Origin of the sequence: Pseudoalteromonas sp. SR44-2 (genome assembly GCF_014163745.1) — a bacterium.
In the GTDB taxonomy this organism is placed as follows: domain Bacteria; phylum Pseudomonadota; class Gammaproteobacteria; order Enterobacterales; family Alteromonadaceae; genus Pseudoalteromonas; species Pseudoalteromonas distincta.
In genome coordinates this window covers 31859-44696 of the sequence record NZ_JACJDW010000030.1, presented here as the reverse complement: position 1 = coordinate 44696, position 12838 = coordinate 31859, and the positions used below count along the sequence as shown (strand labels likewise).

General features: G+C 37.8%; 10 protein-coding genes and 2 pseudogenes. 8 read left to right on the top strand and 4 right to left on the bottom strand.

Translation table 11 applies throughout. From position 1 onward, the window contains the following. Positions 1-140: 140 nt before the first annotated feature. The 7 genes from H5115_RS16145 to H5115_RS16115 all read left to right on the top strand — a co-directional run bounded on the left by H5115_RS16145 (position 141) and on the right by H5115_RS16115 (position 7834). Positions 141-404 carry a type IIL restriction-modification enzyme MmeI gene (locus H5115_RS16145; RefSeq protein WP_182756306.1) on the top strand — a complete coding sequence of 88 codons (264 nt, stop codon included), beginning with the start codon at positions 141-143 and terminating at the stop codon, positions 402-404. Next, positions 397-2328 carry a DEAD/DEAH box helicase gene (locus tag H5115_RS16140; protein ID WP_182756304.1) on the top strand — a complete coding sequence of 644 codons (1932 nt, stop codon included), beginning with the start codon at positions 397-399 and terminating at the stop codon, positions 2326-2328. The genes H5115_RS16145 and H5115_RS16140 overlap by 8 nt, the downstream gene beginning before the upstream one ends. Then, positions 2328-3578: a GIY-YIG nuclease family protein gene (locus H5115_RS16135; RefSeq protein ID WP_182756302.1), complete on the top strand. Its 1251-nt coding sequence runs from the start codon at positions 2328-2330 to the stop codon at positions 3576-3578. Before H5115_RS16140 ends, H5115_RS16135 begins: the two co-directional genes overlap by 1 nt. A gap of 22 nt (positions 3579-3600) precedes the next feature. After that, positions 3601-4605 carry a nucleotidyltransferase gene (locus H5115_RS16130; RefSeq protein ID WP_182756300.1) on the top strand — a complete coding sequence of 335 codons (1005 nt, stop codon included), beginning with the start codon at positions 3601-3603 and terminating at the stop codon, positions 4603-4605. Next, on the top strand, positions 4602-6305 hold the full coding sequence (locus H5115_RS16125; RefSeq protein WP_182756298.1) for a ThiF family adenylyltransferase: 1704 nt from the start codon (positions 4602-4604) through the stop codon (positions 6303-6305). The genes H5115_RS16130 and H5115_RS16125 overlap by 4 nt, the downstream gene beginning before the upstream one ends. Next, positions 6298-6795, top strand: a complete 498-nt coding sequence (locus tag H5115_RS16120) for a Mov34/MPN/PAD-1 family protein (RefSeq protein ID WP_182756296.1) — start codon at positions 6298-6300, stop codon at positions 6793-6795. Before H5115_RS16125 ends, H5115_RS16120 begins: the two co-directional genes overlap by 8 nt. 244 nt (positions 6796-7039) lie before the next feature. Beyond that, entirely contained in the window at positions 7040-7834 is a 795-nt protein-coding gene (locus H5115_RS16115; RefSeq protein ID WP_182756294.1) for an SAVED domain-containing protein, read from the top strand. A gap of 58 nt (positions 7835-7892) precedes the next feature. Here H5115_RS16115 and H5115_RS20270 read toward each other — a convergent pair. The 4 genes and pseudogenes from H5115_RS20270 to H5115_RS16090 all read right to left on the bottom strand — a co-directional run. Next, a pseudogene (locus H5115_RS20270) lies at positions 7893-8589 on the bottom strand (IS3 family transposase); the annotation flags it as partial. A 161-nt stretch (positions 8590-8750) separates the two neighbouring features. After that, positions 8751-9275 (bottom strand): YgjP-like metallopeptidase domain-containing protein, encoded by a 525-nt coding sequence (locus tag H5115_RS16100; protein WP_182756288.1) that lies wholly within the window; start codon positions 9273-9275, stop codon positions 8751-8753. Positions 9276-9515: 240 nt separating this feature from the next. After that, positions 9516-9902 (bottom strand): annotated as a pseudogene (locus H5115_RS16095) (YgjP-like metallopeptidase domain-containing protein); the annotation flags it as partial. Positions 9903-9926: 24 nt separating this feature from the next. Beyond that, positions 9927-10775: a DUF72 domain-containing protein gene (locus tag H5115_RS16090; RefSeq protein ID WP_182756287.1), complete on the bottom strand. Its 849-nt coding sequence runs from the start codon at positions 10773-10775 to the stop codon at positions 9927-9929. A 247-nt stretch (positions 10776-11022) separates the two neighbouring features. Here H5115_RS16090 and aspS point away from each other — a divergent pair, with 247 nt between their 5' ends. Then, the gene (gene aspS / locus H5115_RS16085) at positions 11023-12801 is read left to right on the top strand and encodes an aspartate--tRNA ligase (RefSeq protein WP_182675658.1); all 1779 of its coding nucleotides are present in this window, start codon (positions 11023-11025) and stop codon (positions 12799-12801) included. The last annotated feature ends 37 nt before the right edge of the window (positions 12802-12838 follow it).

The window sequence follows — 12838 nt, the reverse complement described above, 5'->3', positions numbered from 1 at the left end:
TTATATCAACGGATATTACAACAATGTTAGACCACATCATTATAATGCAGGTTTAGCACCAAATGAATCTGAGGTTAGATACCAAGATTCTAAAACTGTGGCCAAAATTAGTTGACCACTACAGTTACAACAGCTTCCCAATGCCAACGTTAAATGTAAAGAGTATTGAAAAAATTGAAGAGCTAGCTATTGAACTGCTTTCTGCAAGGGAAGAATACCCAAATCTCACAATATCTGAATTATATGACCCGAACAGCATGCCTGATTCACTGAAAGTAGCTCACAATAGACTAGATGACTTCATAGAGAGTTGTTACAAAAAAGAAGGCTTTATAGATGATGATGATAGATTAGTCTTCTTATTTAATCAGTATGAATCAATGACAGGAGGTCAAAATGCGTAATTTAATGCAATTCCAATATGCCCAAAGTGGGGCTAGTTCAAATACGAATGACATGGGTATGCGAGCGATGCAGTCTCGTGCCTATGAAGGGCGAAATAGTCAATATCTTTTATTAAAAGCTCCTCCTGCTTCTGGTAAATCTCGTGCATTAATGTTTTTGGCATTAGATAAATTGCATAACCAAGGCATTAAAAAAGCTATTGTCGCAGTTCCTGAACGCTCTATCGGTGGTTCGTTTGATACTACCGAATTAAGCAAATATGGCTTCTTTTGTGATTGGGAAGTTGATAACGACAATAACCTTTGTACACCCGGTGGTGAAACCAGTAAAACTAAAGCTTTTAAACGCTTTATGGCAGGCAACGATAAAGTGCTTATTTGTACTCATGCTACGCTCCGTTTTGCTTTCCAAGAAATCGAAGATACCGCTTTCAATGATTGCTTAATTGCTATTGATGAATTTCACCATGTTTCAGCCGATGGTGAGAATGTATTGGGTGATGTTTTACGCTCTATTATGGAAAACAGTAATGCTCATATTGTTGCTATGACAGGTTCATATTTCCGTGGTGATAGTGTTCCTGTATTAACACCTGAGCTTGAAGCACAATTTGATAAAGTATCGTTCAACTATTACGAGCAACTTAATGGTTATAACTACCTTAAATCACTCGGTATTGGTTATCACTTCTACCAAGGTAAATACACCGATGTTATTCATGAAGTACTTAATTCAGAAGAAAACTACGGCAAGAAAACCATCATTCATATTCCTAATGTTAATTCAGGTGAATCAACGAAAGAAAAATATGATGAAGTAGATGCTATCCTTGAAGTGCTTGGTGAAGCAGGCAAACGTGACCCTGAGACTGGTGTTATTCCCGTTACGCGACCTGACGGTACAGTAATAAAGGTAGCTGATTTAGTTGAAGAAAATGACCGCGATATTATTCAAAACTATCTACGAAATATAAAAAATGTAGATGATATGGATGTGATCATCGCATTAGGTATGGCGAAAGAAGGCTTTGACTGGGAATACTGTGAACATGCATTAACCGTGGGTTATAGAAGCTCGTTAACTGAAATTATTCAGATAATTGGTCGCTGTACTCGTGACAGTTCAAACAAAAATCATGCGCAGTTTACTAACCTCATAGCTCAGCCAGATGCAGAAAATGACCAAGTAACCATTGCTGTAAATAACATGCTTAAAGCGATCACTTGTTCATTGCTTATGGAGCAAGTATTGGCACCCAACTTTAAGTTTAAAGCTAAAAAAGACGATGATTTTGAGCCTACACCACCGGGCACAATGAAAATTGGCGGTAGTTTTAAAGAGCCAAGTACAAAACGCAGTAAAGATATTGTTGAATCAGACTTAGCTGATTTAAAAGCAGCTATTTTGCAAGATGACAAAGTGATTGCCGCCTCAGCAGGTAAAGTTGATCCAGAAGTCGTTAATAAAATACTTATCCCTAAGATAATTCAGCGTAAATATCCTGATTTAACTGAAAAAGAAGTTGAAGAGGTTCGTCAATATGTTGTTGTAGATTCAGCGGTAAGTACTGCGGAAGTAAGTGAGAAAGGCGGTAAGAAGTTTGTTCGCTTAGCTGATAAATTTATTAACATTGATGAACTGAGTATTGATTTAATTGATGAAATTAATCCATTCCAAAAAGCGTTTGAGATACTGTCGAAATCAGTAACAACTGATGTGCTTAAGCTTATTCAAGAGTCGATTGAAACGACCCGTATTCAAATGGACTTTGAAGAAGCGAAATTGCTATGGCCTAAGGTGAAGTTGTTTGTTCATGAAAATGGCCGTGAACCTGATTTAAATGCGTCTGACTTTACCGAAAAGCGTTTGGCTGAATGCTTAATTTACATCAAGCAAGAAAAGCGCAAAAGGATGCAAGCGTAATGAAAAATGAAGAATGGCAAAAATTAAAATCGATGGAAATGGACGACTGGTTAAGCTTTATTAACGATGATGATGAATTAGGGCTTACAGCGGTCAAAGTGAAGTCAAAAGCGCCAACAGCAGATGAACACTTAGTCGCGAAGTTTCAAGAAATAAATGACTTCTATAAAGCGAATGGTCGGTTGCCTGAAAACAATATGGCAAACATTAGCGAACTAATGCTATTTAAACGGTTAGATTCGATTAGAGGTAATGACACTCAGTGCCATGCGCTAGTTGATTTTGATGAATTTAACTTGTTGCCGCTAACACATGAAGTGGCAGAACCTGCGGCAGAATATAAAGCAAAAAAGCAACCTGAACCAAAGCCTGTGGTAAAAGAAATTAACTCAGTTGAAGACATATTCGCTGATGATGACTTTGGTTTACTGGGTGATTCTGACGATAGTATTTTTAATATCAAGCATGTTAAGTCATCACTTATCATGCCTAAAACAGTAGCAAGAAGGGAAAGGTGCAAAAATTTTGAAGAATATGAAGATCTATTTAAACAATGTCATGCAAAAGTACACTCTGGCTACCTAGAAATGACAAAGTTTGTAGGTGAGCAACAAATTCAAAAGGGTGAGTTCTTTGTTCTAAATGGTGTCATGTGTTATGTGGCTGACATGGCAGAAAGGGAAAAGAAAGGTGGAAAGGTTAATGCAAGGCTTCACCTTGTTTTTGAAAATGGCACAGAGTCAAATATGCTTTTACGTTCTTTGGCTACCGAGCTTTATAAAGACGAATCTGGCAGAAGAATAATACCTACTGAGCTTGATTTCGAAATAAATGAAGAAGATCAATCGGCAGGCTTTATTTATATCTTATCAAGCCAAAGTGAAGACCCTCGCATTAATTCAATTTCAAATTTATTTAAAATTGGCTATGCAACTACACCTGTTGCCAAGCGTATCGCCAATGCAGCAAACGAACCAACGTACTTAATGGCCCCTGTAAATGTTGTTGCTGAATACGAATGCTACAACATGAATACACAAAAATTTGAAAACTTAATCCATACCGTATTTAAAGATGTTTGCATTGATGTGGAAATAGCCGATTTACAGGGCAATATGTGCAAGCCGAGAGAGTGGTTCAGCGTACCAATCGAGCAGATAAATACGGCTATTGAGCTTATTGTGAATGGGCAGATTGTTAATTATCGATATAACCCGACAACACAAAAAATTGAGTTGAAACAAAAATAATAACCAGTAAGAAGGATTATACATGGCAAAGTTACAAGCACAGTTTATAACGTTTAATGACACCATAAAGATGGGTACCTATGAAGAAAATGCAACTCTTAAAGAGAAACGCGATCTTCTTATCAATGAGCTCCGCAATTCGTTAACGGACGAAAAAATTCCTGATACTAATAAGCCATTGACGTTTTCAAAAATTGATCTCGGCTCATATGCGATGAACACAGGCGTTAAACCGACCAGTAGTGACTATGACATAGATGTTGGGATTATTTTCAATATCACAAACGATGAATACGACTCAAACAAACTTAAAAAACTAGTATTCGATAAGCTTAATAAACACCATAAGCGAACAGTTGAATTCAATAAACCATGCATTACGGTTAATTATGCCAGTGGCTACCATGTAGATTTGGCAATTTATTCTAAAAATAACGAAAGTCATCACATTGCCTGGGGTAAAGAGCACTCAATAGTAAACCGAAAGTGGTGGATTGCAGATCCCAAAGGATTAAAACAATGGGTTAGTAATGTTGCGACCGAAGCTGAACACAAAAAACAGTTTCGCCGTATTGCACGTTTCTTGAAAAAATGGAAAGCCAAAGCTTTCAGGGACAATGGCAATAATGCACCGCCTTCCATTGGTTTGACCATCCAAGCACGAAAAGCTTTCAGATACCAAGAAGGTAGTGATTTAGAAGCTCTAATTGCTGTAGTTCAAAGTATTAAAAACAGTTTCAATCAGACTTTGGACCTCGATAGTGGCTCACAAAAATCGACTATACACATAGAGCTGCCTGTTCAGCCATACAAAAATGTTTATTATAAAATGACAGAAAATCAGCAAGATACCTTTTATAATCAAGTTGTAAATTTACTTGAAGCTATAGAAGCTGCTAGAGATGAAGCATCTGAGCATGAATGTAGTAAAATTCTACGCAAAGTTTTTGGTAATGACTTCCCTTTAGTTGAAGACAGTAAACAAACTAATACTGCACCATACGTACTTACAGGTACAAGCGCTTGAACCAAGTCGAACTTTCAAGGATGATTTCAGAATTGAAATCATCCTATGTAGAATCTTTTCAGGAAGATAAAGAACGTCATTTTAATTTCGTCTTGATTGGAAATAACCGTAAGTGGGAAGTTGCTATATATTTCCCCGAGAGCTTTCCTTACTGCCTACCTTGGTCTAAGTTACTCAATCAAGCTCTAATTGGAACACTGGCGCATGTCAATCAATTTGGCACTATTTGCATTGAAGAAAGCGATACTGTTTTTGCTGATTATACGAGAGCACATGACATTATTTGTCAATATATTGAAGGTATAGTTAAACTCTTAAACAGGGTAAGCCTCAAAATATACCAAGACGAATTACTAGATGAATTAGAAGGTTATTACCAACCTAATTATAGCGTTGCTAGTTTTTACCATGCTAAAGATAAAGCTGAAATGGTTTACCTGAGAGTTATTGAAAGAGAGAAGAAAAAAGGTCCTCAAAATTCTATACCCGTCGTGATGTGTAGTCGGAATAAGGCTTTGCCATATCAATTTAGTAACGTAAAACAGTTAGGGCAGTATCGTGCTACTAAAATATTGCATTTACCTCTGGATAGCGCTGTATTACCTCCAGTAGGAGGCAAAGATTTTAGTTCTCAGTATTTTACTACTTTGCTTAATCATCTAAGTGAACAAAACAAAAAAATATTAAATAAACTCGTTAAGAAATGTCGCTCATTTAATATATTTTACGTATTACTCTCTATGCCGAGAACCAATGGTGAAAGAACACAGTTTTTATTGAGATTTAGCGCTAACCATCATTTACCTCACCCTATTGTCGAACATTCAAACGACTGGCAGATTGAACTGTTTTCAATTAGGCGGAATTCAAAAGAGTACCTCTTAGAACGTGGAGGCGGTGACATTTTATTGAGTGATAAAAAAGTTGCTGTTGTAGGGTGTGGATCTGTAGGGGGCCAAGTGGTAAACATGTTGGCTAAAGCTGGTGTAGGAGAATTGGTATTAGTCGACCCCGATATATTAAGTGCCGATAATCTATACCGACATCATTTGGGAGGCCGTGAATTAAATTTTGAAGCTGATAAAAAGACAGGTCACGTTTATACACGGAGTAAAGTTAACTCATTAGCCCGTCAATTACAGAATGATTTACCATACATAAAAGTTAAAACCAAACCTCTAAACTTTTCTGAAGCCATCAATGACAAGGATTTAGTGAGTTGCGACGCTATTGTGGTTGCTGTGGGCGTACCGTCAGTAAACTTACAAATTAACCAAGTGTTAAAAGACAGAAACTTCAATAATGTTGTTTTTTGTTGGAATGAAGCGGCTGGTTTGGGTGGTCATTCCATTGCTTTAAACCTGCAGGATAGCTGCTATCAATGCCTTTATACTGATGGCAACCAGTTGAAAGCTGAGAGTGAATTATCGCTTGTTTGTGTAGGACAGTCTATTTCTAAAAATCTTACCGGTTGTGCTGGTGTGTTTACTCCATTTTCTTTTTTAGATTCAAGCAGAACTGCTGAGTTGGCCGCAACTCAGACAATCGAAATATTGCAGTCTTTTATAACTGGTCTAGCAATCAGCTGGAAGGGTAATAACTCAACAAATCTAAAAACAACAGATAGATACTCCACTATGCCATTGAAAGAACAATTGCCTTTAAAACAGCATCATGATTGTAGGGTTTGCAATGACTGAAGAATGGCAAATGGATATAAAAGGATATGGCTTGATTAGAGTATCAAAAGAGCTATTGACAAAATTATGTGATTTTCGGCAATTAGCTAAGCAATCACCTGAATCTGGCGGTGTATTAATTGGTAAGCACCTTAATTCAGCGGGGGTATTACTTATCGATCAACTTACCCCACCTCAAAAATCAGATAAGCAAGGGCGTTGTGAATTTTATCGCTCTACTGAACACAATAAGTTAGTGAATGATATATGGAAAAAAAGTAATAAACATTCAACTTATGTGGGACTTTGGCATAGTCACCCTGAGCCTATTCCAAACTATTCTCTGATTGATAAACAAGACTGGCAGAACGCACTTATTCAATCAAAATTTGAAGGTGATAAGTTATTTTTTGTTATTGTAGGACAAACACACATTCGGATATGGATGGGAGTAAAATCTACTCTGCGATCTGAAATATCAATAATTGGAGAGTACGAAATTGGAAAGTAGTAGGTGGAGCAAAATTAAGTGGTTATGGGATAGACTCTGTGATTTCAAGCGCAAGTCATATCCGTTGTCGGCGATGGGGGCAAAATTAATTGGGTTATCAGTAGTGGGTAGCCCTATATCGACATATTGCATAAATATAGTGCTCCCACCACAGTATCAATTACTCGGTTTTGAATTGTCAAAAAACATGATGACCTGGATGACATTCACTTTGTCACTAATTCCTATGGTTATTGGAACATTTATGATTTCTACTGAACTGAAGTCATTAGCAAGAAATACCGCTAGGGTTTTAATTGCAGGGTTGCCAGGAGTTAGTGATGATTTCCCTACAGGGATTCTAAGTAAATCTGAACAACGATCAGCAAGAGAGGTGATCGTATTGAGTGTTCAGGATAATGATATTGAAAAGCAAGTTGAACGTTATAATGCTGAGGTTTGCGTTGACCTGTTCAAAAGGTTTGTCCTTCACCACCAATGTGAAAAACTCTATATAGGTGGTCTAGCTAGAATTCCATTCTTAGTGGCTTACGGTGTATTTTTAAGGAACGTTAGCAATATTACTTATTTCGATAAAATGCACGGTTCCACAGACTGGCGTATTTTAGATAACGAAGATGTCAACATCCAATTGAGTAACACTGAGTCACTTCCTAAGGCAGATGAAAATGGAAATGTGGGTCTAGCCGTTGGTTTATCAACCCCTATACTGCAAGATCAACTTCCTTTTGAATTTAAAAACAATACGGCTATCTTAAGTTCAACGACTCTAGTTGAACGTAATTTAGTACTCAATCAAGAAAATCTGCAAAGATTATCTAGTTCATTATTGGCAACAATCGATGTACTATCTAGAGACCCCAAAGTTAGGAGAATACACCTGTTTCTATCTGTGCAGTCTTCGTTAGCAATTGAAATAGGCCGGAAGTTTCAAGAAGGGATACATAAAACGTGGGTAATTCATAACTTCAATGGTAATGAAGGGCATTATGAATGGGCTTTAGAGCTGTCTGGAAAAGGAGTGGAAATTTATGATTAAAGGGCCGTCGAATAAAAATATAGTTAGTCGTAGGCTCAGTTACAGGCATTTGTAGTGGTCAACTAATTTTGTCCACAGTTTTAGAATCTTGATATCTAACCTCAGATTCATTTGGCGCTAAACCGGCATTATAATGATGCGGCCTAACATTGTTGTAATATCCATTTATGTAATCACTTACGCTATATTAAGCGTCTATAAATTTCCATATACACTTTGTTTTAAAGCTTCTATAAACGCTCCATTGGCCCATTACCCCAACAATTTCCAAGCCTACTCATACTTTACGTAATGTTATAGCGCCATAAACGTTGGCGATATTATAAACTTGTATAGTGGCTACCTTGGTCTGAATGGAACATGAGTACTGTCGGTTTCCCTCTGGTTTCAAATGCGAGTTCAAGCGCTTGTAGCGTTAAATTAGTATCTGGTGACAACGACATTGCCCAGCCAACCACTTGACGTGCAAATAAATCAATAACTACGGCTAAATAAGCCCAGCGATTGCCGGTCCAAATATACCTCACATCACCGCACCACAATGTATCTGGCTAAACAACATCAAATTGTCTATCAAGCAGATTTGGGATTTCAAGGTGTTCATAACCACCACGGTTATATGAATGTTGAGGTACTTGGCAGCTTTCGAGTTTTAATTTAACCATTAGCTTAGCTGCACGATAACGGCTCAATTCAAAATCATTGTTCGTTGTTATCGCTGCGATTGTCCGTGCCCTTGCTGGACCAACACTCATTACAAAAATAAAAGATGCTCTTATTGAGAAGGGGGTGCTGTTAAATATTAGTGAAAAGCTACTTTTACAATAAGACTATCTTTTATTAGTCTATCTAAAGTTGCTGCAATTTTATTGGGGTATCCGTGTAGCTGCTCTAGTTATCGGTAACCTTATTCGACTTAGTAAATTTGACCTTTTAATTCTACTTGAGTTAGATATAAACGCATCTCAAACTCTAGTTGATGGTAGTCTGGTAGCATATGTTGGCACAATTGATAAAATGCCTTGTCGTGTGGCTTGATCCTGATGTGGGCTAACTCATGAACAACAATCATTTCTAAAAATACTTCAGGTGCTGTTTTAAAAATATCACTAATGCGTATTTCATTTTTACTTTTTAACTTATTTCCCTGAACTCTAGAAACAAATGTATGCATGCCCAGAGCATTGTTTACAACATGTATTTTTTTATCGTAAATAACTTTACTTAATGGGGAAGACTTTCGTAGATGAGTATTCTTCAAATTCATGACATATTCACGAAGTAATTTATCGTTGTTAATATTATGCACTTTGGGATGTTTTTTAAGTAAAAATTGACCTAATGAATCTTGTTCAATCATCTTTAGAATTTGCTCTTGTACTTCAAGTGAATATGACGATAAATATTTCAACGGGGCTGACTTAACTTTTGAAGATGACATTTAGGTATTTTTAAGCTTTGGTAATTGAATAAAGAAAATTGTACCTTACTTATTTTTACTCTGGTAGTGACAACTGCTAACCATACATTTTTCGACGAGCTTTAGGTCAAATAAAATAATTATTGTTTTTTAGTGCAAGAAGAAAGAGCATCTTTTTTGAGTTAAATATTTAGTGATGCTGACCTACAATAGCCATACATAAGTTGACAACATTTAACCAATAATCGGTTGTTAGGAATAGTTGTGGTCTTTTTCTTTAAAGTGGGCGAGCTCATGTACCACTAACGCTTTTAATAACGGCTCGGGAGCGCGGAGCAAGTCACTGTTTATCGCTAAATCGTGTTTACGGGTTTTACCTTGCATTCGGTACGTATGTGTACCGAGTGCATTGGTGACCATGTCGTCTTGCTTTTTAAAAGCAGCGCGACCAAACGGCGGTGCGTTTTTTAAATACTGTTTTTTAAGCTCGGTTGCGTAGCTATAAAGTAGTTTATCGCTAGTAATGGTATGTGCTTGCGGATACTTTTTAAGTAAGTAGTCACATACCTTGTTGTTATCTATAAGGCTTAATACTTGCTCAACAATGTTAGCTGGGTAGCCGGTAAAGTAACGTGCGTATTCACTCATTATTGTTTCTCTGTCGTTTTACTTTTAAAAAAGTGCTTGCTGGTGGGCTTCTTTTTCGCCAGTAAATGGGTTTAATGCTTTGTGATCATAACCAAGGTCTTTGCAAAACTGCCTTGCTAATAATGGCGCTTCTCGGTTATCTGCCGTATGAAAAAACACATAAGGGTTTTTTCCTTCATCAAGCCATTGTTTTACTTTACTTAGCCACGGTTTATAAAAGGATTTATAGTCATTTTGTAAATCGGCGATAACAAAGCGCGCCATAGGCTCTGAGCCAGTAGCAATAGCGTGCACTGGTAAATGAGGCTTTTTTTGCTGTGCATCTATTAGCGCTTCGGTTGTTGGTTTTACCGCAAATAAGGCGCGAGTATCCATCGATATGCGATTTATATTGTTTGCCATTAATAACTGATTAAGCGCTATTTCGGCTTCACCCTTTTGAAAAAACGCAGTATGGCGTACTTCTACACCGTAATTAATCTCTTTTGGTAATAGGCTAATAAATTGGGCTAGCTTGGGTAAGTCACCAGGGCCAAATGCTTTAGGTAATTGCAGCATGATTTGCCCGGTTTTTTCTAAAATAGGGGAGAACAAGTTAAGCCAATCAGTAAGCTCGGTTTGAACATTAGTAAGATGCAGCTCGTGGCTAAAGCGACGATTAAACTTAAACGTAAATTTAAAATCATCGGGTACGCTGTTTGCCCAGCGCAATACGGTACTTGGCGATGGGTCAGCGTAAAAGCTGGTATTACCTTCAACAGAGTTAAAGTGTTGGGCGTATTGGCTAAGCATATCGGCGTTTTTACATTGGCTTGAAAATAAATTGCCTTTCCATGCATTACTCGACCACTGAGGGCATCCAATATATAACATACAAACTAGCGCCTTATTATAAAGTGGCGATAGTGTAGCAAATAACAAAACAAGCTGCTGTAAATTCAGGGGCAAAAGCGGCACACGCCCTAGCATCTTGATACTACTTGGGTATAATGCAGGGCTTAATTTGATTATTTTTAGATTGCTAGCGGCTTTATTTGTATTGTGGTGACCTGTTTTTTAAATCACACGCCTTAAAACAAATAAATATAACCGTTTAAGCCTTTTATCTGACAGGAAAACTATGCGCTCTATATATTGCGGACAGCTAAATAAAACTCACGTAGATCAAGAAGTTGAACTATGTGGCTGGATCAACAAACGACGTGACCTTGGTGGACTTATCTTTGTCGATTTACGCGATAGAGAAGGTTTAGTACAAGTTGTATTCGACTCTGACATTGAAGAGTTAATGAGTTCAGCTAACACACTTCGCCAAGAATTTTGTGTTCAGCTAAAAGGTACTGTACGTGCACGCCCTGATAGCCAAGTAAATAAAGATATGGCAACAGGTGAAATTGAAGTTTTAGGTACTGAGCTTACAATTATTAACCGCTCTGAACCGCTTCCACTTGATTTTAACCAAGTAAACTCAGAAGAGCGTCGTTTAAAATACCGTTACTTAGACCTACGTCGTTTAGAAATGAGTGACCGTATTAAATTACGTGCTAAAGCAAGCAGCTTTGTTCGTCGCTTTTTAGATGAAAACGGCTTTTTAGACATCGAAACACCTGTACTTACTAAAGCAACGCCAGAAGGCGCACGCGATTACTTAGTGCCAAGTCGCGTTCATAAAGGTAGTTTTTACGCTTTACCACAGTCTCCACAGTTATTTAAGCAATTGTTGATGATGTCGGGTTTTGACCGTTACTACCAAATTGTTAAATGTTTCCGTGATGAAGATTTACGTGCCGACCGCCAACCAGAATTTACCCAAATAGATATAGAAACCTCGTTCATGAGTTCTGATCAAGTACGTGGTATGACTGAAAAAATGATCCGCGAGATGTGGCAAACTTTGTTAAACGTTGATTTGGGCGATTTTCCAATCATGCCTTACAGCGAGGCAATGAGCCTTTACGGTTCTGATAAACCAGATTTGCGTAACCCAATGAAATTAGTTGATGTTGCAGATTTAGTTAAAGACGTAGAGTTTAATGTTTTCTCAGGTCCAGCTAACGACGAAAAAGGTCGCGTTGCTGTATTAACTGTACCGGGTGGCGCTAAGCTTTCTCGTAAACAGCTTGACGATTACACTAAGTTTATTGGTATTTACGGCGCTAAAGGCATGGCGTGGATGAAAGTAAACGACCACACTGCGGGCGCTGAAGGCGTTCAATCACCAGTGGCTAAGTTTTTAAGTGAAGACGTAATCACTAAATTACTTGAGCGTACTAATGCTCAGTCTGGCGATATTATTTTATTCGGTGCCGATAAGCGTAACACAGTAAACGAAGCAATGGGCGCACTGCGCGTTAAGATTGGTGTTGACTTAGAAATCACTAACCTTAATAGTTGGGCACCACTTTGGGTTGTAGACTTCCCAATGTTTGAAGAAGATGACGAAGGCACATTACATGCTGTGCATCATCCATTCACTGCACCAAAAGATATTACTGCAAGTGAGCTTGAAGCAAACCCTGCTGCGGCTATTTCAGATGCCTACGACATGGTATTGAACGGCTACGAAGTGGGTGGCGGTTCGGTACGTATTCATAATGCAGATATGCAAGAAACTGCATTTAGAATTTTAGGTATTAACGAGCAAGAGCAACAAGACAAGTTTGGCTTTTTACTTGATGCACTTAAATACGGCACACCACCACATGCTGGTTTAGCATTTGGTCTTGACCGTTTAGCAATGCTTTTATGTGGTACCGATAACATTCGTGACGTTATTGCTTTCCCTAAAACAACACAAGCGTCGTGTTTATTAACTAACGCGCCTAGTAAGCCTAATATGGATTCGTTAGCTGAGCTTGCAATTAGTGTTGTGGAAAAAGCGATACCTAGCGAAGAGTAATTTTTATTTAGCTTATTGAGCTAAATTTAAAAACCCT

Coding starts and splice junctions, on each gene's coding strand:
- H5115_RS16135 (WP_182756302.1), top strand. CDS start 2,328: ATGAAAAATGAAGAATGGCAAAAATTAAAATCGATGGAAATGGACGAC.
- H5115_RS16100 (WP_182756288.1), bottom strand. CDS start 9,275: ATGTCATCTTCAAAAGTTAAGTCAGCCCCGTTGAAATATTTATCGTCA.
- H5115_RS16130 (WP_182756300.1), top strand. CDS start 3,601: ATGGCAAAGTTACAAGCACAGTTTATAACGTTTAATGACACCATAAAG.
- H5115_RS16140 (WP_182756304.1), top strand. CDS start 397: ATGCGTAATTTAATGCAATTCCAATATGCCCAAAGTGGGGCTAGTTCA.
- H5115_RS16145 (WP_182756306.1), top strand. CDS start 141: ATGCCAACGTTAAATGTAAAGAGTATTGAAAAAATTGAAGAGCTAGCT.
- H5115_RS16090 (WP_182756287.1), bottom strand. CDS start 10,775: ATGTTATATATTGGATGCCCTCAGTGGTCGAGTAATGCATGGAAAGGC.
- aspS (WP_182675658.1), top strand. CDS start 11,023: ATGCGCTCTATATATTGCGGACAGCTAAATAAAACTCACGTAGATCAA.
- H5115_RS16115 (WP_182756294.1), top strand. CDS start 7,040: ATGATTTCTACTGAACTGAAGTCATTAGCAAGAAATACCGCTAGGGTT.
- H5115_RS16120 (WP_182756296.1), top strand. CDS start 6,298: ATGACTGAAGAATGGCAAATGGATATAAAAGGATATGGCTTGATTAGA.